The following is an 18628-nucleotide window of genomic DNA, read 5'->3' as shown; positions in this document are numbered from 1 at the left end:
GAGAGGTTGCAAGATACCACGCCTGCAAGGGGCTCGCCGGCTCGCCGGAGCGGCGCAGTTACACGGTAGGAATTCAGCCCAGCCGTTTGAGAAAAACGGTCATTTCCTTCTCGGCTTGGCGATCGCCATGCGCCTGCGCGGCAGCGATGCCGCGCGTCCATGCTTCTCGCGCGCCGTCCGCGTCACCGGCGCCTTGCCGCGCCTTACCGAGGAGCTTCCAGGCCGCCGTATAAGCCGGGTCGAACGCCACACAGTGCGCCAGATGATCCGCGGCGATGGCGAAATGCTGCCCGTCGAGATAGGCCTTGCCCAGGCCGAAGCGCAGCAGCGCGTTGTCTTTGCCTGCGGCCAACAGTTTCTCAAGTCCCTCGATCATGATCCGAATATATTGCGTATATATATAAAAAACGTAATACGATCCCGTTGACTCCCGCAATTCGCGCACAGTGACTTGCTGTTTTTCCAGTGCCATTCCCACGCGCTTTCGTTTCGGTCCGCAGCACGTCGCTTTCCGACCTTCGCGCATGAGCGGCGACTGATATCCATCCATCTCGCGCGGATCGGCATTCTGACTCACGGGCACGTAAATCACGGGCACGTAAACCCGCAGGACGCTTAAGTCTGACGTGAGATACGCCGATGTGACAAGTATGAACGGCCCGGCAGAGGTCGGACAGGGTTGAGGTAGCCACCACGTAAGACGGAGACGACAGCATGTTTCGAAGCTTTTCGATCAAGGCGCGCCTGGGCATCACGATGGCGCTGTTGGCGGTGTTATTGATTTTGCTGGGCGCGTTGGGTATTGCCGGTATGACGCGTACCGGTAATGCGCTTCGCGAGACGTATGCCAATCACCTCGCCGCCACCGTCGAGCTGGGTAAAGATAACGCGACGCTGGCACGCACGCGCGCCATTCTCGATCGCGTGGTGCTGCATCCCGAATCGCCCGACGCCGACAAGATCGCCGCGCGCGCGCGCAGCATGATCAAGGAGGCGAACGCGGCATGGGTCGCCTATCAGGCACTGCCGCATGGCGCGGAGGAACAGCGCCTGGCGGACGACGTCGCCGCGCGTCGCGCGGTGTTCTTCGATCAGGGCATGGAGCCGATGCTCGCCGCAATCGACGCGCGCGATCGCACCGCCATGGACGACATCACCATGAACGTCCTGCCCAAGCATTACGCTGCGCTCACCACGGCGAGCGACGCGCTGGCCGCCTACAAGTTGAAGCTCGGGCGAGAGACTTACGAGGCGTCGATGGTGGAACTCGTGGCGTTTCGCTGGCTGAGCATCGGTGCGACGGTGCTGGGCGTGCTCATGGCCATCGCCTGCTACTTCTCGCTGCGCGGCGCGATCATGCGTCCCCTGAAAGAAGCGCTGACGCACTTCGAGCACATCTCTGCGGGGCAACTCGACAACCCGGTGCACGTACGCGGCAAGGACGAGATGTCGATGCTCATGCGCGGTCTGGAGACGATGCAGTCGCGCCTGGCCGACACGATTCGCGGCGTGCGGCATAGCTGCGAAACGATGGCGACGGCGACTGCGGAAATTTCGGCGGGCAATACCGACCTGTCGGCGCGTACCGAGCAGCAGGCGGCGTCGCTCGAGGAGACCGCGTCGTCGATGGAGCAGTTGACGGCCACGGTGAAGCAGAACGCCGACAACGCTCGGCAGGCAAGCCAACTGGCGGTGAACGCTTCGGATATCGCCGCGCGCGGTGGTCAGGTCGTGGCGCGCGTGGTGGACACGATGCAGGGCATCTCGGCGAGTTCGTCGCAGGTCGTGGACATTATCGCGGTCATCGACGGCATCGCATTCCAGACCAACATCCTGGCGCTGAACGCCGCCGTCGAAGCGGCGCGTGCGGGCGAGCAGGGACGCGGCTTCGCGGTGGTGGCAGGCGAGGTACGCACGCTGGCGCAGCGCAGCGCGACGGCGGCTCGCGAAATCAAGGCGCTGATCGAGGCATCGGCACAGAAGGTGGCGGACGGCTCGTCGCTCGTCACGGAAGCGGGCCGCACGATGGATGAAATCCTGCAAGCGGTGCAGCGCGTGACCGACATCATGGGCGAGATTTCGGCGGCGTCCGATGAGCAGAGCGGCGGCATCGAGCAGGTGAATCAGGCCGTCACGCAGATGGATGCCGTCACGCAGCAAAACGCGGCGCTCGTGGAGCAGGCGGCTGCGGCGGCCGCGTCGCTGGAGGATCAGACGAACGCGCTGCGGGAGGAAATGGCGCGTTTCCGGCTCGGGGAAGAAGGGGCGGCGTCGGGCGGAGCAAAGCGCCCGGCGTTGCATGCCGTAGACGGCGCCACGCTGTCGCTGGCTGCCTGAGCCTTCAGGGAATCCCGGTGAGTCTCGTCACACTCGGCTGGCGTGGCGCGCTGATCGCAAGCTGAGAGCGGGTTGGGGCAGACGGAGTGCAGGCAGCGTGCAGGCAGAGTACAGGAGGCGTGCTGGATGCGTGAGAGCTGAAAGGCGGGCGAGGGCGCAGCCGATAGGGCGGTCGGGACGGCATCGGATGGGCGTGTTCATGGCGGTGGCGTGCCGAACCGGGTACCATTGCCCATCTTTTGCTCAGTTGAGGATGTCGAAGTATGAATCGAGTGGCGCTGATGGCGACGATGGCAGTGCTGGCCGGCGTGATGGCCGGTTGTGGCCCGATCAATCAGATGAGCCGGCCCGATCCGGTGACGGGGCGACTGCTCGATCAAGGCACCGATGCCGATCGCTTCATGGTGCTCAACTGCATCTATCACGGCTGGGGTGAACTGTCGCGTAACGTCGACTCGACATCGTACGCACGTGACGGCTGGGACCGTGTGCGCGTGTATGCCGGACCGGACAAGGAGGGCAAGGCGACGTACAACCCGTACGTCGATATCGCACAGGGCGGCTTCGGCGCACGCATCCAATACTTCGAGACGCCCGGCAGCCATCTCTCCCGCGACTACGAAAAAACGGTCAAACGCTGCCTCGTACCTTACTCGGGAAGCACGGACTGACGCGAGACGACGTCTGCCGCGCAAGGTTCGGCAGATTCCGCAGACTGCCCGAGATTCATGCGGACAAAGCCTTGGCGTGCAGACGCCGGGGCTTTTTGTTTATCGGGAAGCGCCCGGCCAGACACCCAACACCATGGATGGTCGTCTTTAGAAATTAAAATAATAAAAACCAATTCTTATATATTTATTTTCCATATCAGTGTAAAGGGGCACGATAAAGGCGTGCACCCGACGTGCGCCCGACGCGTAACGGAAATACGCGGTAAGGGTGCGTGATGACGGCATGTTGTCGGGCAAATCGAGGGCAGGTGATGTGAAATCGGGGTCGGATGCGCGCATGATCGCAACGAGGCGACCGACCGTTCTGCACCTCGCATGCGGTGCGTTGCGACCCATGCGGCGGACACCCCGCAAGTCCCCGTACGACGGCTTTCCGGGGCGGTGATCGCCGGGAAAACGTGCTATGCTCCACGCCGTGATTGATCAGGTCCTTCCAAGCACCACTTGATTCTCGCAATCCGCTAATCGGTCAGGCCGTGTCGCGGAAGGTTTCGTAACCCGCTATTTCTCGAGACACTCGTAGAAAAGGTGAGCGCAAAATGAGTTTGATGGAACAATTCCAAGCGAACTCGTACCTCTTCGGCGGCAATGCCCCCTACGTCGAAGAACTGTACGAATCGTATCTTGATAATCCGGCTTCCGTGCCGGACAACTGGCGCCAGTATTTCGACGCGCTGCAAAACGTTCCCGCTGTTGATGGTTCCAACGCCAACGACGTGGCTCACGCCCCGATCGTGGAGTCGTTCGCCCAGCGCGCCAAGGCCAATGCCTTCGTGTCGCATGCCGGCGCGTCCGATCTGGCCGTTGCCCGCAAGCAGGTGCACGTGCAGTCGCTGGTCGCCGCCTACCGCTTTCTCGGCGCACGCTGGGCCAATCTGGACCCGCTCAAGCGCCAGGAACGTCCGGCCATTCCGGAACTGGAACCCGCGTTCTACGACCTGACCGAAGCCGACATGGACAGCGTGTACTCGGCCGAGAACACGTACTTCGGTTTCGAACAAGCCAGCCTGCGCGATCTGCTCAAGGCGCTGCGCGACACGTACTGCGGCTCGATCGGCGCCGAGTACATGTACATCAGCGATCCGGTGCAAAAGCGCTGGTGGCAGGAGCGTCTGGAGAAGGTGCGTGCTACGCCTAACTTCACCGCTGAAAAGAAGAAGCACATCCTCGAACGCCTGACGGCCGCTGAAGGTCTCGAGCGTTATCTGCATACCAAGTTCGTCGGCCAGAAGCGCTTCTCGCTCGAAGGCGGCGAATCGTTCATCGTGGCGATGGACGAACTCGTGCACCACGCCGGCGGCAAGGGCGTGCAGGAAATCGTGATCGGCATGGCCCACCGCGGCCGTCTGAACGTGCTGGTCAACACCCTCGGCAAGATGCCGTCGGACCTGTTCGCCGAATTCGAAGGCAAGCACGTCGACGACCTGCCGGCCGGTGACGTGAAGTACCACAAGGGCTTCTCGAGCGATGTCTCGACGACGGGGGGGCCGGTCCACCTGTCGCTCGCATTCAACCCGTCGCACCTCGAAATCGTGAACCCGGTGGTCGAAGGTTCGGCCAAGGCCCGTATGGACCGTCGCGGCGAAGCCGACGCGGCCAGCGTGCTGGCGGTGCAAGTGCACGGCGACGCCGCTTTCGCAGGTCAGGGCGTCGTGATGGAAACGCTGAACCTCGCGCAAACGCGCGGTTACGGCACGCATGGCACGGTGCACATCGTCATCAACAACCAGATCGGCTTCACCACGTCGGATCCGCGTGACGCCCGCTCGACGACGTACTGCTCGGACGTGGTCAAGATGATCGAAGCGCCGGTGCTGCACGTGAACGGCGACGATCCGGAAGCGGTCGTGCTGGCCATGCAACTGGCCCTCGAATTCCGTCAGGAATTCAAGAAGGATGCTGTGGTGGACATCGTTTGCTTCCGCAAACTGGGCCACAACGAGCAGGACACCCCGGCGGTGACGCAGCCGCTGATGTACAAGAAGATCGCTCAACACCCGGGCACGCGCGCGCTGTACGTCGAGAAGCTGGTCACGCAAGGCGTGATCACGGCCGAAGAAGGCGAAGGCTTCGTGAAGGCTTACCGTTCGGCCATGGACGACGGTCATCACACGGTCGATCCGGTGCTCTCGAACTACAAGAGCAAGTACGCCGTCGACTGGGTGCCGTTCCTGAACAAGAAGTACATCGACAAGGCCGATACGGCGGTGCCGCTCGCAGAAATCAAGCGACTGGCCGAGCGCATCACGACCATTCCGGAAAACTTCAAGGTCCACCCGCTCGTCGAGAAGGTCATCAACGACCGTCGCAAGATGGGTGTCGGCGAGCAGCCGCTCGACTGGGGGATGGGCGAGCATCTCGCGTTCGCTTCGCTGGTTGCATCGGGCTTTGCCGTGCGTCTGACCGGTCAGGATGCCGGCCGTGGCACGTTCACGCACCGTCACGCCGTGCTGCACGATCAGAACCGTGAGCGCTGGAACGACGGTACTTACACCCCGCTGCAACACGTGGCGGACGGTCAGGCCAACTTCACGGTGATCGACTCGGTGCTGTCCGAAGAGGCGGTGCTGGGCTTCGAATACGGTTATTCGACCGCCGAACCGAACACGATGGTGCTGTGGGAAGGCCAGTTCGGCGACTTCGCCAACGGTGCGCAGGTCGTGATCGACCAGTTCATCTCGAGCGGTGAAGTGAAGTGGGGCCGCGTGTCGGGCCTGACGATGCTGCTGCCGCACGGCTACGAAGGCCAGGGGCCGGAACACTCGTCCGCACGTATGGAGCGCTACCTGCAACTGTGCGCCGATACGAACATGGAAGTGGTGCAGCCGACCACGCCGGCACAGATTTTCCACGTGCTGCGTCGTCAGATGATCCGTCAGCAGCGCAAGCCGCTGATCGTGTTCACGCCGAAGTCGTTGCTGCGTCACAAGGAAGCCGTGAGCGATCTGTCGGAACTCGTCAAGGGCGGTTTCCAGACCGTCATCGGCGAAGCCGACGCCGCGATCGACGCCAACAAGGTCAAGCGCGTCATCGCCTGCTCGGGCCGCCTGTACTACGACCTGATTGCTCGCCGTCGTGAAGAGAAGTCGAACGACGTGGCGATCGTGCGTGTGGAACAGCTCTACCCGTTCCCGCACAAGGCGTTCGAGAACGAGCTGAAGAAGTACGAAAACCTCACCGAAGTGGTGTGGGCCCAGGACGAACCGCAAAACCAGGGTCCGTGGTTCTACATCGAGCACCACCTGCTCGAAGCCATGAGCGCCGGTCAGAAGCTGGCATACGCCGGTCGTCCGGCATCGGCCTCGCCTGCGGTGGGCTACTACGCCAAGCACTACGAACAGCTCAAGTCGCTGCTCGACGTCGCTTTCGGTCGCAGCCTGAAGAGCGCGACTGTGGTGCAGTAACCGGTTAGGTCTTACAGCGGTCGTCCTCCCCCAGGGACGGCCGCTGCCGTATTTCCGAATTGAACGTTTATCGAATCCAGGATCCAGAAATGGCCATTGTTGAAGTCAAAGTCCCCCAGTTTTCCGAGTCGGTTTCCGAAGGCACGCTGCTCGACTGGAAGAAGAAAGTCGGCGAAGCATTCGCTCAGGATGAAACCATCATTGAAGTCGAGACCGACAAGGTCGTGCTCGAAGTGCCGGCCCCGGCGGCTGGCGTGCTCGTCGAAGTGTCCGCCTCCGCCGGCGACACCGTGACGTCCGAACAAATCATCGCCAAGATCGACACCGAAGCCAAGGCAGGCGCCGCCGCGCCGGTCGCCGCCAAGCCGGCTGAAGCCGCTGCGCCGGCCGCCGCTGCCGCCCCGACCGCTGCCCCCGCAGCCGGTGGTGCTTCGGGCAATATCGCCAGCCCGGCCGCTGCCAAGGTGCTGGCCGAGAAGAACCTGTCGGCCGGCGACGTCGCCGGTTCGGGCCGCGACGGCCGCGTGACCAAGGGCGACGCCCTGGCCGCCGGCGCCAAGCCGGCCGCCGTGGCCGCTTCGTCGATCCCGGCGCCGGCGCAACGCGCCGCACTGCCGTCCGTCGCCGCCCCGACCGGCCGCGACCAGTCGCTCGAAGGCCGTCCGGAGCAGCGCGTGCCGATGTCGCGCCTGCGCGCCCGTATCGCCGAGCGCCTGCTGCAATCGCAACAGACCAACGCCATTCTGACCACGTTCAACGAGGTCAACATGAAGCCGGTGATGGATCTGCGCAACAAGTACAAGGACAAGTTCGAGAAGGAACACGGCGTCAAGCTGGGTTTCATGTCGTTCTTCGTCAAGGCCGCCGTGCACGCCCTCAAGAAATACCCGGCCGTGAACGCCTCGATCGACGGTAACGACATCGTCTACCACGGCTACTTCGACATCGGCATCGCCGTCGGCTCGCCGCGTGGTCTGGTGGTGCCGATCCTGCGCAATGCCGACCAGATGAGCCTGGCCGACATCGAAAAGAAGATCGCCGAGTACGGCAAGAAGGCTGCCGACGGCAAGCTGTCGATCGAAGAAATGACCGGCGGTACGTTCTCGATCTCGAACGGCGGTGTGTTCGGCTCGATGCTGTCGACCCCGATCATCAACCCGCCGCAGTCGGCCATTCTCGGCGTGCACGCCACGAAGGACCGCGCGGTCGTGGAAAACGGCGAGATCGTCATCCGCCCGATGAACTACCTCGCCATGAGCTACGACCACCGCATCATCGACGGTCGCGAAGCCGTGCTGAGCCTCGTCGCCATGAAGGAAGCGCTGGAAGATCCGGCGCGCCTGCTGCTCGACCTGTAAGCGTTAGCGCGCACTGCGCGGTGTCGACCGACCATGCATCGCGTGGTCGGCGCGCCGCGCCTCCCCCTGCCGTCAACCTTCACTGAGTCTCAAAATGGCAAACAAAGAATTTGATGTAGTCGTTATCGGCGCCGGCCCCGGCGGTTATATCGCCGCGATCCGTGCCGCTCAACTCGGTTTCACCGTCGCTTGCGTCGAAAAGTGGACCAACCCGGCCAGCAAGATGGTGCTGGGCGGCACGTGCCTGAACGTCGGTTGCATTCCGTCGAAGGCACTGCTCGCGTCGTCGGAAGAATTCGAAAAGGTCGGCCATCACCTGGCCGATCACGGTATCACCACGTCGGATGTCAAGATCGACATCGCCAAGATGCTCGCGCGCAAGCAAGGCATCGTCGACAAGATGACGGGCGGTATCGAGTACCTGTTCAAGAAGAACAAGATCACGTGGCTCCAGGGACACGGAAAATTCGTCGCCAAGAACGACGGCGGTTATCAGATCGACGTGAAGCCGAACGATTCGGAAAAACCGACGGAATCGTTCACTGCGAAGCACGTGATCATCGCGACGGGCTCGAAGGCGCGTCATTTGCCGGGCATGCCGGTCGACAACAAGCTCATCTCGGATAACGAAGGTGCGCTTTCGTTCGATACCGTGCCGAAGAAGCTGGGCGTGATCGGCGCCGGCGTGATCGGTCTGGAACTGGGCTCGGTGTGGCGCCGCCTCGGTGCCGAAGTCACCGTGCTCGAAGCCATGCCGGAATTCCTGGCCGCCGCCGATGCCGGTGTGGCCAAGGAAGCCGCCAAGCAGTTCAAGAAGCAAGGTCTGGACATCAACGTCGGTGTGAAGGTCGGCGAAGTGAAGACCGGCAAGAACAACGTCACGGTCAACTACACGGACAAGGACGGCAAGGAGCACTCGCTCGAAGTCGATCGCCTGATCGTGTCGGTCGGTCGCGTGCCGAACACGGACGATCTGGGCCTGGGCAACATCGGTCTGGCGACCGACGAGCGCGGTTTCATCCCCGTGGACGACCACTGCCGTACCAAGCTGCCGAACGTCTACGCGATCGGTGACGTGGTGCGTGGCCCGATGCTCGCGCACAAGGCCGAAGACGAAGGCGTGCTGGTTGCCGAAGTCATCGCCGGTCAGAAGCCGCACATCGACTACAACTGCATTCCGTGGGTGATCTACACCTCGCCGGAAATCGCATGGGTCGGCAAGACCGAGCAGCAACTGAAGGCCGAAGGCCGTGAGTTCAAGCCGGGTCAGTTCCCGTTCGCGGCCAATGGCCGTGCGCTGGGTATGGGCTCGTCGGACGGTTTCGTGAAGGTGTTGGCCGATGCCAAGACCGACGAAATCCTCGGCGTGCACGTGATCGGCCTGAACGCTTCGGACCTGATCGCCGAAGCGGTCGTGGCGATGGAGTTCAAGGCGGCGTCGGAAGACATCGGCCGTATCTGCCATCCGCACCCGTCGCTGTCGGAAGTGATGCGTGAAGCCGCCCTCGATGTCGAGAAGCGTGCACTGAACAAGTAAGCCGTCTTTCGCTTACCTGTATGAACAAAGGCGAGGCAACTCGCCTTTGTTTTTTCCCGATTTCCTATGCCCCCCGGCGCGGGCTCGTCGCCGCACTGCATGAACGTTCGCGAATACTACCAACAAGAATTGGCCGCGCGCGGCTACAAGCCCGACGAGGCGCAGGAGCGCGCCGTCGAGCGTTTGCAGAAATGCTACGACGAGTGGGCCGCCTACAAATCGAAGCGCTCGAACGCGCTCAAGAAGTGGCTCGTCCACCCGGACCTGCCCAAGGGCGTGTACCTGTGGGGCGGGGTGGGCCGTGGCAAGAGCTTCCTGATGGACAGTTTCTACTCGGTGGTGCCGTTGCAGCGCAAGACGCGCCTGCACTTCCACGAGTTCATGCGGGAGGTGCACCATCAGTTGCAGGCGCTCAAAGGGCTGCCCGATCCTCTGGATGAACTGGCCAAGCGGATTGCCAAGCGCTATCGCCTGATCTGTTTCGACGAGTTTCACGTGTCCGACGTGGCCGACGCCATGATCCTGCACCGCTTGCTGGCCGAACTGTTCAAGAACGGTGTGCAGTTCGTGATGACGTCGAACTACCGTCCCGATACGCTCTACCCGGACGGCCTGCACCGCGACCGCGTGTTGCCCGCCATTCGCTTGCTGGAAGACAAGCTCGACGTGCTCAACGTCGACGCCGGTATCGACTATCGCCGCCGTACGCTCGCGCAGGTGCAGGTGTATCACTATCCGCTGGGCAACGATGCGAACCGCGCCTTGCGTGCCGCGTTCAGCGAGATTGCTGGTGTACCCGACGAGAGCCCGCTGCTGCACATCGAGCAGCGCGAACTCAAGGCGCTGCGCCGTGCCGGGGGCGTTGTCTGGTTCGACTTCCATACGCTTTGCGGCGGCCCGCGCTCGCAGAACGATTACCTGGAACTGGCGAACCGCTTTCACACGGTGGTGCTCTCGGACGTGCCGAAGATGACGCCCCGTATGGCCTCGGAAGCGCGCCGGTTCACTTGGCTCGTTGACGTCTTCTACGATCACAAGGTCAAGTTGCTGATGTCGGCGGAAGTGCCCGCCGAGGCCCTGTACACGGAAGGGACGCTGGCCAACGAATTTACGCGGACGGTATCGCGTCTGGTGGAGATGCAGTCGCTGGAGTACCTCGAAGCGCCTCGACGGGTGGTGGATACGTCGCTCACCTGACGCCGCCCGCGCCATGCCGTTGCGGGCCGCTCCGACAGCCGGAAGGCGCCGGATGTGGCTCGCAAGCGCCCCGCAGAGCCGTCCGGGCGTGACGCCACTGCGGGTCTGACGCGGTTCGGCGCAGGCTATCGGCCACGGTCCCCGCGCCCTCGCTGGCGCGAGTCCGGAGAGGGTTGGGGTGGGGGCGGCGGCGGTTGGCGGCGCTCGCGGATATGGTTATAGATGTCACCGCGCAAATCCCCCTGTGGACGGACTTCCTGCGGCGGCTGCCGTGACGGTCCGGACCGTGCGCCGCCATGGTTGTCACCGCGTCCGCCCGGACGTTCGGCGCCCTGCGCGAACCAGCCCTGAAAGAATCGGTTGTTCGACGACGACTGAGCCGTCGCGCTCAAAGACGCGCCGGCCAGTATGACGGCACTTAGTATCCGGACAAGTCGGGTGTGACGCATGGTGCCACCTCCTTGTCGGTTGAACTGCCCTGAATTGCCGCCCGTCGTGAGCGCCGCACCGGCCGGATAGGCGGTGGGCCCGGGTCTGTCATGACAATCACGAACGATTGCGGCTACGCTTCGAGAGTAAGAGGGCGGCGACTTGTGTGCTGTAAAGATTTGTAAAGCAATGTAAGCCGATAGGGGCGTGTCGTCATACGTCGCCTACCATGCGCTGTTTCGAATATCGGAGTCTTGTAATGCGTAAGCTTTCTGTCCTGGTGGTAGCACTGGTCGTGGTCCTCGGTCTTCTCTTCGGAACGCCGTATTACACGTTGTGGCGGGCGCGCGACGCCGCTCAGGCCCGCGACGCCGCTACGCTATCGTCGTACGTCGACTACCCGGCGGTGCGCGACAGTCTGAAAACGAGCCTGCATGATCAGCTCTCGCGCCAGATGGATAAACAGCGCGGTAACGCGTTGGGTTCGCTGGCGCTGGCGCTCGGTGGATGGGTGTCGGATCGGGTGGTCGAGGCCTTGCTGACGCCTGAAGCCGTGGCCGCCATGCTGCGCGGCGACAGCACCGGTCTGCCGCCGGCGCCGGGGGCGCCCGCACCGAGCGATGTCGTGCCGCCGCAAGCCCAGGCAAGCGTACCGCCGGCCGCGCCCGCGTCGCAGGCGAACAGCGGCGCGGCGACCTCGTCCGAGGGCCAGCCGGCGCGCACGACGACGCGCACCGAGTTTCAGGACTTCGACCACTTCCTAGTGCACGTGTCGCGCAGCGATCGTCCCGAGCGGGTGGTGACGTTCACGCTCACGCGTCGTAACCTCGTGCAGTGGCGTCTGACCGCGATTGCGCTGCCGCCGCTGTAACGCCTGCCACGCTGGCGGGCTTCGCGCCATCCCTCGTATCGGATAGCAATCGTGAGTGCGATTTTCAATGCGGTGTCCTGGCGACGCCTGTGTGTAGCCGCCATGCTGACGGGCAACGCGCTCGTCGCCGTGGCGTCCGCGGATTTGTCGACGCCGCTCGGCGTGTGGCGCATCGTCGATGAAACCGGCGATCCGAAAGCGCTCATCACTCTCTCGGAGAAGGATGGCGAGATCGTCGGTGCGCTGACCAAGAGCCTCGGTCGGCCCGACGGTCTGGAGCGCCGCTGCAACGAATGCACGGACTGGCGCAAGGGGAAGAAGCTCCAGGGGCTGCAAATCATCCGGGGGCTGCGTAAGGACCCCGACAGCGATGAATACGTCGGCGGGAAAATTCTTGATCCCGACAGCGGCAGCGAGTACGGCTGCAAGATGCGTGTCGTCGACGGGGGGCGGAAGCTCGAAGTTCGAGGTTATTTCGGCATCTCCCTGCTGGGCCGCACGCAGACCTGGATTCGCGAGCCGTAACGGTCGTCTCCGGCGGGACGCGGCGCCACGGTGGTGGTCGTGCACGAAGGCGAGGGGCGAGAGGTCGAGAGGGCAGAGGCATTCGCCGGCCTGGCGCGGTCTGGCGCAGCCTAGAGGACTTCCTCAGCACGACGTCACGCCTTTGGCGTAATCTGCAAAGCGACTCGCGCGTGAAAGCCCGGCGCTTGCGATGGGCGCGTCGCGGCTACGGTGAGTCCTACGACAATCAATTCCGTATCTGGGAGGATGACAATCATGATGCAGATTTCGAACGCGATGTCGTGGCGACGTCTGGGCGCGCATGCGCTCGTCGCCGTGGCGCTGCTGGGTGGCGTGGCCAAGGCGGCGATGGCTGCCGACGAGAATTCGCCGGTCGGCGTGTGGAAGACGATCGACGACAGCACGGGCAAGCCGAAGGCGCTCGTCACGATCTCGGAGAAGGACGGCGAGTACGTGGGGGTGATCACGAAGGGGCTCGGGCAGAACGACGATCCCGAGCGTGTCTGCGACAAGTGCACGGACGCCCGCAAGGGGCAGAAGATGCTCGGCATGCAGATCATTCGCGGCATCAAGAAAGACGGCGACGAGTATTCGGGCGGCTACATTCTCGATCCGGAGAACGGCAAGGATTACAAGTGCAAGCTGACCGTGATCGACGGTGGCAAGAAGCTCGACGTTCGCGGCTTCATCGGCATCTCGCTGATCGGCCGCACGCAGACCTGGATTCGCGAGCAGTAAGCCGGCCACGCTTCTCGCCCGTCACGCAAAGACCCGGACGCCTCGCGCTCCGGGTCTTTTCGTTTGGGCCATGCCGCTGCGGTCTTAGCCCGTCGCGCGTTGCATGGGATGCGTTTCGTCGCGCGACAGGCGTTGCTTCGGCAGCCGATCGAACAGCGAATGGATCATCTGCACCATCGAGTGTTTTTCGATGGCGCCCCGAATGCCTGAAATACCGGAGATGCCCGAGGCCGTGGACGGGTCGTCGTCCGGAATCGGCAACGGGTGACGTCCCGCGCGGGGCTGCGCTGGCGTGGCGAGCGGCACGCCGATGCGTTCTCCCACCGGCCGGGGGAGCGCCATGCGTGTCAGCCAGCTCACCGCCTTGCGCACGAGCGGAATATGCAGCGCCAGCGACTCGGCGCCTTTCATGGCGTCCTGCACGATCGACAAGGCCTCGCCATGAATGTGGTAGGCCTTGACGCGTGTCGATGCCGGCGTGGCCGAATGCCGCGCTACGGTACGGTTGTGCAGGCCGGCGGTGTCGAACGTCAGCCCCTTCGAGCCGGGCACCACCGACGCTTGCGCCGACGCAAGCCCACCGCCGAGCGAGTGCCCGGTGAACACCAGTTTCGAGGGCGCATGCTCCATCGCCAACGACTTGGCCAGATTGATGGCTTCGTTGTATTGCGGTGTCTCGAGTCCGAGCGCTTGTCGGATGTTCTCCTTCCAGTCGACGCCCGAACGGCCCGCGACGCCCATCTCCGTACCCCGATTCGCCACGATGAGCCGATCACCGAGGGCGTCGGAGTAGACCGCGCCGAAGTAGCCGGACTGTCCCGATCCATTGTGGTCGAAGTGGCGCTGCCGTTGCACGCGGGAAGGCAGGATATGCGGCACGGCCTCATCGAAGTAGACATCGTGATTCACGAGGGCGGCCGTCATGACATTGCGTTGTTCGAGCAAGTCTGCCGGGGTGTTCCGCAGACCTTTCGCCTCGATCCACGCATCGATTTCATCAACGCGTCGGGCGATCGCCACCAGCATCGACGTCTCTTGCGCCGAGTCGTGGGCGACCTGTGTGCCGACGAGCGGTGTCATTTGCGTCAGCACGTTGCGGTAGACCGCCGCTTGCAGTCGGGCAAGCGCACATGACGCCGAATCGCAACCCGAACGACGCGGTTCCTGCGCCGTGAACGAGGGAAATTTTCGCACCGCGTCGCGCCATACCTGCGTGAGGTTCAACAGGCGGTCGTTCAGGGAAAGCGGCGGGTCGGGCGGCGGGGCGGTGTCGTGCGACGTGTGTGAGCCGAGGCGTTGCAGCGTGCGGCGCCATTGGTCCGCTGCGACACGGCGCTCAATGACGTGATCGGACCACTGGCGCGGTGTATCCGGGACGTGGGCGTCGGCGAGCGGCACCGGCCTCGCCGCATTGTCGGGCGGCGAGGCAGCGGGTTCGTTGGCGGCCGATGAGGTGAAGACAGACGAGGAGAGCGCGGGGTTCAGTGCGCCAGTCAATGTGTGCATGGGGGTCATGGTTGCCACGGTAAAGCGCCCCTGCGTGTCACAACCCCGGCTTGTGGCCAGCGCATGATGCAGCGCAGAGGCGAAGGCGAGCGATTCTGCGTGACGCCGTGACCTCCGGGAAATCAAGAATGGCTCATCCGGCGGGCGGGCATCGCTCATGCCTCGTGCCAGGTCACGACGTCACCGGCAACGACAGCGGTAACGACAGCGGCAGCGCAACAACGACAACGCCCGGGCAGTGTCGCTTCACTGTCCGGGCGTTGCCGTCCTGCGCCGCCGTCAGCGCTTATCCGCTGCCGACGGTCCCCCTCGCGATCTTCAGACTTGCATGATGTGTTTCACTTGCCGAGTCCCCCGAGCAAACCGGTGACGGGCGACAGCAGTCCACCGGCGCTGCCGGCGTTCCCCTGCCCGGTGCTCGCGAGCGACGTCAGTGGTGTCGTGACGGTGCTCAGCAGCGTGGTGACGGGCGCGAGCGGGTTGCCGGCGCCACTGGTCCCGCCCGTGGCGCTTGTCACACCGCCCAGCAAACCGGTGACGGGTCCCAACGGATTGCTGCCCGACGATCCCGATGCATTCGTCACGCCGCCGAGCAGCCCGGTGAGTGCGCCGAGCGCAGACGCGCCGCTGGTCGTGGTCGGTGTCACGGTCGTATTGCCGACGTTCGCCAGCACGTTGCCCAACGCGTTCGGCGTCGTGTTGCCGGTGTTGCCGGTGTTGCCGGAGAGCAGTCCCCCCGCACTGGCGACGGTGTTGCCCAGCGCCATCAGCGGATTGCCGAGACTGGCCACCACGGCGTTCGGCGCGCTCGACTTCACCTGTGCGCCGGTCGAGTTCAGCGCACCGCCCAGCGTACCGAGCACACCTGCCAGCGGTGCGCCGAGGCCGGTCGTGTTGCCGAGCGTCTGGGTGGAGGAGACGACGGTATTCGCGATCGGTGTGATGGCCGAAGAGAGGGCAGCGGTCGCCTGAACGACTTGCGGGCTGTTCAAGGCTTGCGTGAGCGCCTGACCGCCCGTCACGCCGCCCTGACCGACGGTCGTGACAACCTGTCCGAGCACGCCGGTGAGCGTGCCGACCGGCGTGCTCGCGAGCGGGCCGCTGTTGCCGATGCCTGCGACGCCGCTGCCGAGCGACTTCGCGGCGTTGCCGAGATCCGAGACCACCGTACCGGTGCTGGCGAGCGTGGTGCCAACGGGATTGGCGCCTGTCTTGCCAAGCTGACCGAGGCCGTCGCCCACGCCCTTGCCCAGATCCGTGACGGCATTGCCGGTTTGCGAAATCGCGCCGCCAACGCCTTGCGTGACCTGCGGCGACACCCCGGGAATCGTGGTGTCGGATACCTGATTGCCGACCGCGCTCACGACGGAGCCGACCGAACTGACCACACCGTTGCTTGTGGACGGGTTCGTCGGATGGTTCGGGTCATTCGGGTTCGTCGGCGTATTCGGATTGTTGGGGTTCGTCGGCGTGTCTCCCGTCGCGCCGCTGCCGCCGCCTGAACTGGAGCAGCCGGTGACGCCGATCACGCCGGCGATCAGGGCGGTGAGCAACGCGGGACGCAGAAAATTCGTCATGACATCTCTCCTCGATGGGGCGGCGCCCTGGCTATCACGCGGTGATGCCGAGATGCGCCCATGCGCGTGGGCGCACGTCGCCCGGATTCAAGTTTTGGAAGACGTGCCGCGTGCGTTCGAGACGAGACCGGCGATGTCCTGGTCGGCCTCGAAGCGCAGACGGAAGGTTTCGCTCTTGAGCGTGCGAATGCTTTGCACCAGAAAGTCGTGAATGGCGGCGAGTTCGCTGTGGTCGTACGCCGCACTCACTGCCGTGAGCTCCCGTGACACCGACGACAGGAATTGCTCGATTTGCGCGCAGCGTTCCTGAATCGGGTGAATCATCACCATGCGGCGGTCATGCGGGTTCTTCTCGCGCTCGACGAAGCCCGCGCGCTCCAGCCGGTCGATCACGGTGGTGATGCCGCCGGAACTCACGCCCATGAGTTCGGCGAGTTGTCCTGCGGTGATCGATTCGAGTTCGAGAATCAGATCGAGCGCGTTCAGATCGGTGACGTTCAGACCGAGCTGCTCGGCCAACGCCGCGTGATAGAGCGCGGTGTACACGGCGAGCCGGCGTCCGAGCGAGCGGACGATACCGGCGACGAGATCGTTACGGTTCGTGTGTCGGTCGTTCATGGTGCCGGGCGTTCCATTCGTCCCGTTCATCCCGTTCATCCCATGCGTTGCATGGGCGGGTGCGGATGCCGGGGCACCGGCGTCGGCGCCCTCCGTGTTGTGGCGGTGGCTGCTGGCGTAACCGTTGCCGGTATCGCGCATTGCGGAGGGTTCGGAGACTGGCGAGGCGGCGTCGCCATGACCGCGCATCAGAACGCCGGTGTCGGATATGAAGCGGGCCATGGCATCTCCTTATCGATTCTTGTGGGTTGTGGTGTGGCCGGCGCAGGGCGCGCCGTGCCACTTACCGCATGCGCGCATGCGCGCGTGCGTTACTTGCCGAGGCTCGCGACACTGCCGAGCAGGTTCGTCACCGGCGCGAGCAAGCCCACGCCGCTGCCGCTGCCCGTGCTACCACCTGCGCCGCTCGTCACACCCGAGAGCAGATTGGTGACGGGGGCGAGGGGGCTGCTGCTGCCGCCCGACGTGGCGCCGCCCAGACCGCCGAGCAGGCCCGTTACCGGCGCCAGCGGGCTGCTGCCGCCGGCCCCACCTACGCCACCGAGCAGACCGGTCACGGGGGCGAGCGGACCGCTGCCGCCACCCAGCAGGCCGCTAAGCGAGCCGAGCGGGCTCGCTGCGCCGCCGCCCGCCGCGGTCGTGCCGAGGTTGCCCAGGAGCGAACCGAACGAGTTCGCGCCGCCGGTCGATGTGGGGCCGTAGGTGATGCCGCCGAGCGTCGCGACGGTCTTGCCTGTGGCGTCCACGGTGTTGCCGAGCGCCTTCACGATGCCGTTGGACGACGAGCCGCCGATGGTCGTCCCGACGGTGCTGACCGCGCCTCCGGCGGCGACGATCACGTTGTTCAAGGTGCCGCCCAGCCCTGTGGTGTTGCCGATCGCGCGCGTCGTATCAGAAACGGAGTTCGTGAGCGGATTGATTGCTGACGAAAGTGTCGAAGTGACTTGCGTCACCGGCCCACCCGAGAAGGCCTGGCCAAGGACGGCGCTGCCGGCGATGCCGCCCTGGCCGACCGTCTTCACCACGTTGCCGAGGGCGCTGGTGATACTGTCGACCGGCGTATTGGCAAGCGGGCCGCTCTTGCCGATCCCCTGAATGCCGTCGCCGAGCGACACGCCTGCCTGACCGAGATGGTTGACTGCGGGTGCAAGGCCTGCGGCGGTGATGCCGACGACGTCCGCTGACGTGCCGGTCTTGCCAAGACCGTTGCTGACCGCGTTACCGACGTCGCTCACTGCCAGGCCGGTGTTCTTGAGCGCATTGCCCGTGCCTTGCGTTGCCTGAGACGAGAGCAGCGGAACCGGAGTTGCCGCGACCTGTTCACCCAGCGCGCTCACGACGTTACCGGCCGAACTCACGACACCGCCCGCGCCGCCGGCGGTCGTGCCCACGGCGTTCGGTGTGCCCGTCACACCGGTCGAGGTTGCGCCGCTGCCGCCGCCGCCACTGGAGCAACCGGTCAGTGCGATGGCTGCGATGGCGGCCGAGGCCAGAAGGGTGCGTTGAAGTGCGTTGCTCATGATGTCTATCTCCCTTGGTCGATTTGAATGTTGGCTGGCGGGGGACCGCTCGATGACGCCGTTCTGTACTGCTGTTTCGTGTTGGGACTGACTGTCCGGTACCGCTACTTCCATTTGAGAAACCGGGGCCGCTCGCTGTGATGCCGTTGAACGTATGCGGCGTGTTGGGTGAGCCGGATCCGGGCCGGCCCGGGCCGATGCGTGAGCATCGGAGCGAGGGCCGGATCGCGGCGGTCACAGGCGGGCGGCGGAATGGCGCGGGTCATGATCGTTGGCCGGT

Annotated in this window: 14 protein-coding genes and 1 pseudogene; 10 read left to right on the top strand and 5 right to left on the bottom strand. The window is 64.3% G+C overall.

Annotated features, from left to right (window positions below; translation table 11 throughout):
• Window positions 1-73: 73 nt before the first annotated feature.
• Window positions 74-472, bottom strand: a complete 399-nt coding sequence (locus PAN31108_RS02295) for a hypothetical protein (protein WP_306440127.1) — start codon at window positions 470-472, stop codon at window positions 74-76.
• A 242-nt stretch (window positions 473-714) separates the two neighbouring features.
• Between PAN31108_RS02295 and PAN31108_RS27135 the strand changes: the two are divergent.
• The 10 genes and pseudogenes from PAN31108_RS27135 to PAN31108_RS02250 form a co-directional block, all read left to right on the top strand.
• Window positions 715-1245, top strand: a pseudogene (locus PAN31108_RS27135) (Tar ligand binding domain-containing protein); the annotation flags it as partial.
• A gap of 12 nt (window positions 1246-1257) precedes the next feature.
• Window positions 1258-2337, top strand: a complete 1080-nt coding sequence (locus PAN31108_RS26960; protein WP_370819559.1) for a methyl-accepting chemotaxis protein — start codon at window positions 1258-1260, stop codon at window positions 2335-2337.
• A 263-nt stretch (window positions 2338-2600) separates the two neighbouring features.
• Window positions 2601-3008 (top strand): hypothetical protein, encoded by a 408-nt coding sequence (locus PAN31108_RS02285; protein WP_150667269.1) that lies wholly within the window; start codon window positions 2601-2603, stop codon window positions 3006-3008.
• Between the two features lie 608 nt (window positions 3009-3616).
• Window positions 3617-6472 (top strand): 2-oxoglutarate dehydrogenase E1 component, encoded by a 2856-nt coding sequence (locus tag PAN31108_RS02280; protein WP_370819552.1) that lies wholly within the window; start codon window positions 3617-3619, stop codon window positions 6470-6472.
• Between the two features lie 89 nt (window positions 6473-6561).
• Window positions 6562-7830 (top strand): 2-oxoglutarate dehydrogenase complex dihydrolipoyllysine-residue succinyltransferase, encoded by a 1269-nt coding sequence (odhB, locus tag PAN31108_RS02275; RefSeq protein WP_150667267.1) that lies wholly within the window; start codon window positions 6562-6564, stop codon window positions 7828-7830.
• A gap of 94 nt (window positions 7831-7924) precedes the next feature.
• Complete coding sequence (gene lpdA / locus PAN31108_RS02270) at window positions 7925-9367, top strand: dihydrolipoyl dehydrogenase (RefSeq protein WP_150667266.1); 1443 nt, start codon at window positions 7925-7927, stop codon at window positions 9365-9367.
• Between the two features lie 99 nt (window positions 9368-9466).
• On the top strand, window positions 9467-10564 hold the full coding sequence (gene zapE, locus PAN31108_RS02265; protein WP_150667265.1) for a cell division protein ZapE: 1098 nt from the start codon (window positions 9467-9469) through the stop codon (window positions 10562-10564).
• Window positions 10565-11252: 688 nt separating this feature from the next.
• Window positions 11253-11864, top strand: coding sequence for a DUF2939 domain-containing protein (locus PAN31108_RS02260; RefSeq protein ID WP_174994809.1), 612 nt, complete (start codon window positions 11253-11255; stop codon window positions 11862-11864).
• Between the two features lie 102 nt (window positions 11865-11966).
• Entirely contained in the window at window positions 11967-12389 is a 423-nt protein-coding gene (locus tag PAN31108_RS02255) for a DUF2147 domain-containing protein (protein ID WP_150667263.1), read from the top strand.
• Window positions 12390-12644: 255 nt separating this feature from the next.
• Window positions 12645-13127 carry a DUF2147 domain-containing protein gene (locus PAN31108_RS02250; RefSeq protein ID WP_150667262.1) on the top strand — a complete coding sequence of 161 codons (483 nt, stop codon included), beginning with the start codon at window positions 12645-12647 and terminating at the stop codon, window positions 13125-13127.
• Window positions 13128-13211: 84 nt separating this feature from the next.
• Here the strand turns inward: PAN31108_RS02250 and PAN31108_RS02245 are convergent, their stop codons facing one another.
• The 4 genes from PAN31108_RS02245 to PAN31108_RS02230 all read right to left on the bottom strand — a co-directional run bounded on the left by PAN31108_RS02245 (window position 13212) and on the right by PAN31108_RS02230 (window position 18348).
• Complete coding sequence (locus PAN31108_RS02245) at window positions 13212-14633, bottom strand: Tle-like phospholipase domain-containing protein (protein WP_174994808.1); 1422 nt, start codon at window positions 14631-14633, stop codon at window positions 13212-13214.
• Between the two features lie 338 nt (window positions 14634-14971).
• The gene (locus PAN31108_RS02240; RefSeq protein WP_150667260.1) at window positions 14972-16210 is read right to left on the bottom strand and encodes a collagen-like triple helix repeat-containing protein; all 1239 of its coding nucleotides are present in this window, start codon (window positions 16208-16210) and stop codon (window positions 14972-14974) included.
• A gap of 87 nt (window positions 16211-16297) precedes the next feature.
• Window positions 16298-17050, bottom strand: a complete 753-nt coding sequence (locus PAN31108_RS02235) for a MarR family winged helix-turn-helix transcriptional regulator (protein ID WP_150667259.1) — start codon at window positions 17048-17050, stop codon at window positions 16298-16300.
• Between the two features lie 89 nt (window positions 17051-17139).
• Window positions 17140-18348, bottom strand: a complete 1209-nt coding sequence (locus PAN31108_RS02230; protein WP_150667258.1) for a collagen-like triple helix repeat-containing protein — start codon at window positions 18346-18348, stop codon at window positions 17140-17142.
• Window positions 18349-18628 lie beyond the last annotated feature (280 nt).

This window comes from Pandoraea anhela (assembly GCF_902459655.1).
Classification (GTDB): domain Bacteria; phylum Pseudomonadota; class Gammaproteobacteria; order Burkholderiales; family Burkholderiaceae; genus Pandoraea; species Pandoraea anhela.
The sequence above is the reverse complement of the archived record's forward strand: the minus strand, read 5'-3'. Positions and strand labels throughout refer to the sequence as shown.

Bases quoted from the DNA above. Each gene is read 5' to 3' on its own strand.
- PAN31108_RS02295 (WP_306440127.1), bottom strand. From the start codon at position 472: ATGGCACTGGAAAAACAGCAAGTCACTGTGCGCGAATTGCGGGAGTCA.
- PAN31108_RS26960 (WP_370819559.1), top strand. From the start codon at position 1,258: ATGGTGGAACTCGTGGCGTTTCGCTGGCTGAGCATCGGTGCGACGGTG.
- PAN31108_RS02285 (WP_150667269.1), top strand. From the start codon at position 2,601: ATGAATCGAGTGGCGCTGATGGCGACGATGGCAGTGCTGGCCGGCGTG.
- PAN31108_RS02280 (WP_370819552.1), top strand. From the start codon at position 3,617: ATGGAACAATTCCAAGCGAACTCGTACCTCTTCGGCGGCAATGCCCCC.
- odhB (WP_150667267.1), top strand. From the start codon at position 6,562: ATGGCCATTGTTGAAGTCAAAGTCCCCCAGTTTTCCGAGTCGGTTTCC.
- lpdA (WP_150667266.1), top strand. From the start codon at position 7,925: ATGGCAAACAAAGAATTTGATGTAGTCGTTATCGGCGCCGGCCCCGGC.
- zapE (WP_150667265.1), top strand. From the start codon at position 9,467: ATGAACGTTCGCGAATACTACCAACAAGAATTGGCCGCGCGCGGCTAC.
- PAN31108_RS02260 (WP_174994809.1), top strand. From the start codon at position 11,253: ATGCGTAAGCTTTCTGTCCTGGTGGTAGCACTGGTCGTGGTCCTCGGT.
- PAN31108_RS02255 (WP_150667263.1), top strand. From the start codon at position 11,967: ATGCTGACGGGCAACGCGCTCGTCGCCGTGGCGTCCGCGGATTTGTCG.
- PAN31108_RS02250 (WP_150667262.1), top strand. From the start codon at position 12,645: ATGATGCAGATTTCGAACGCGATGTCGTGGCGACGTCTGGGCGCGCAT.
- PAN31108_RS02245 (WP_174994808.1), bottom strand. From the start codon at position 14,633: ATGCACACATTGACTGGCGCACTGAACCCCGCGCTCTCCTCGTCTGTC.
- PAN31108_RS02240 (WP_150667260.1), bottom strand. From the start codon at position 16,210: ATGACGAATTTTCTGCGTCCCGCGTTGCTCACCGCCCTGATCGCCGGC.
- PAN31108_RS02235 (WP_150667259.1), bottom strand. From the start codon at position 17,050: ATGGCCCGCTTCATATCCGACACCGGCGTTCTGATGCGCGGTCATGGC.
- PAN31108_RS02230 (WP_150667258.1), bottom strand. From the start codon at position 18,348: ATGAGCAACGCACTTCAACGCACCCTTCTGGCCTCGGCCGCCATCGCA.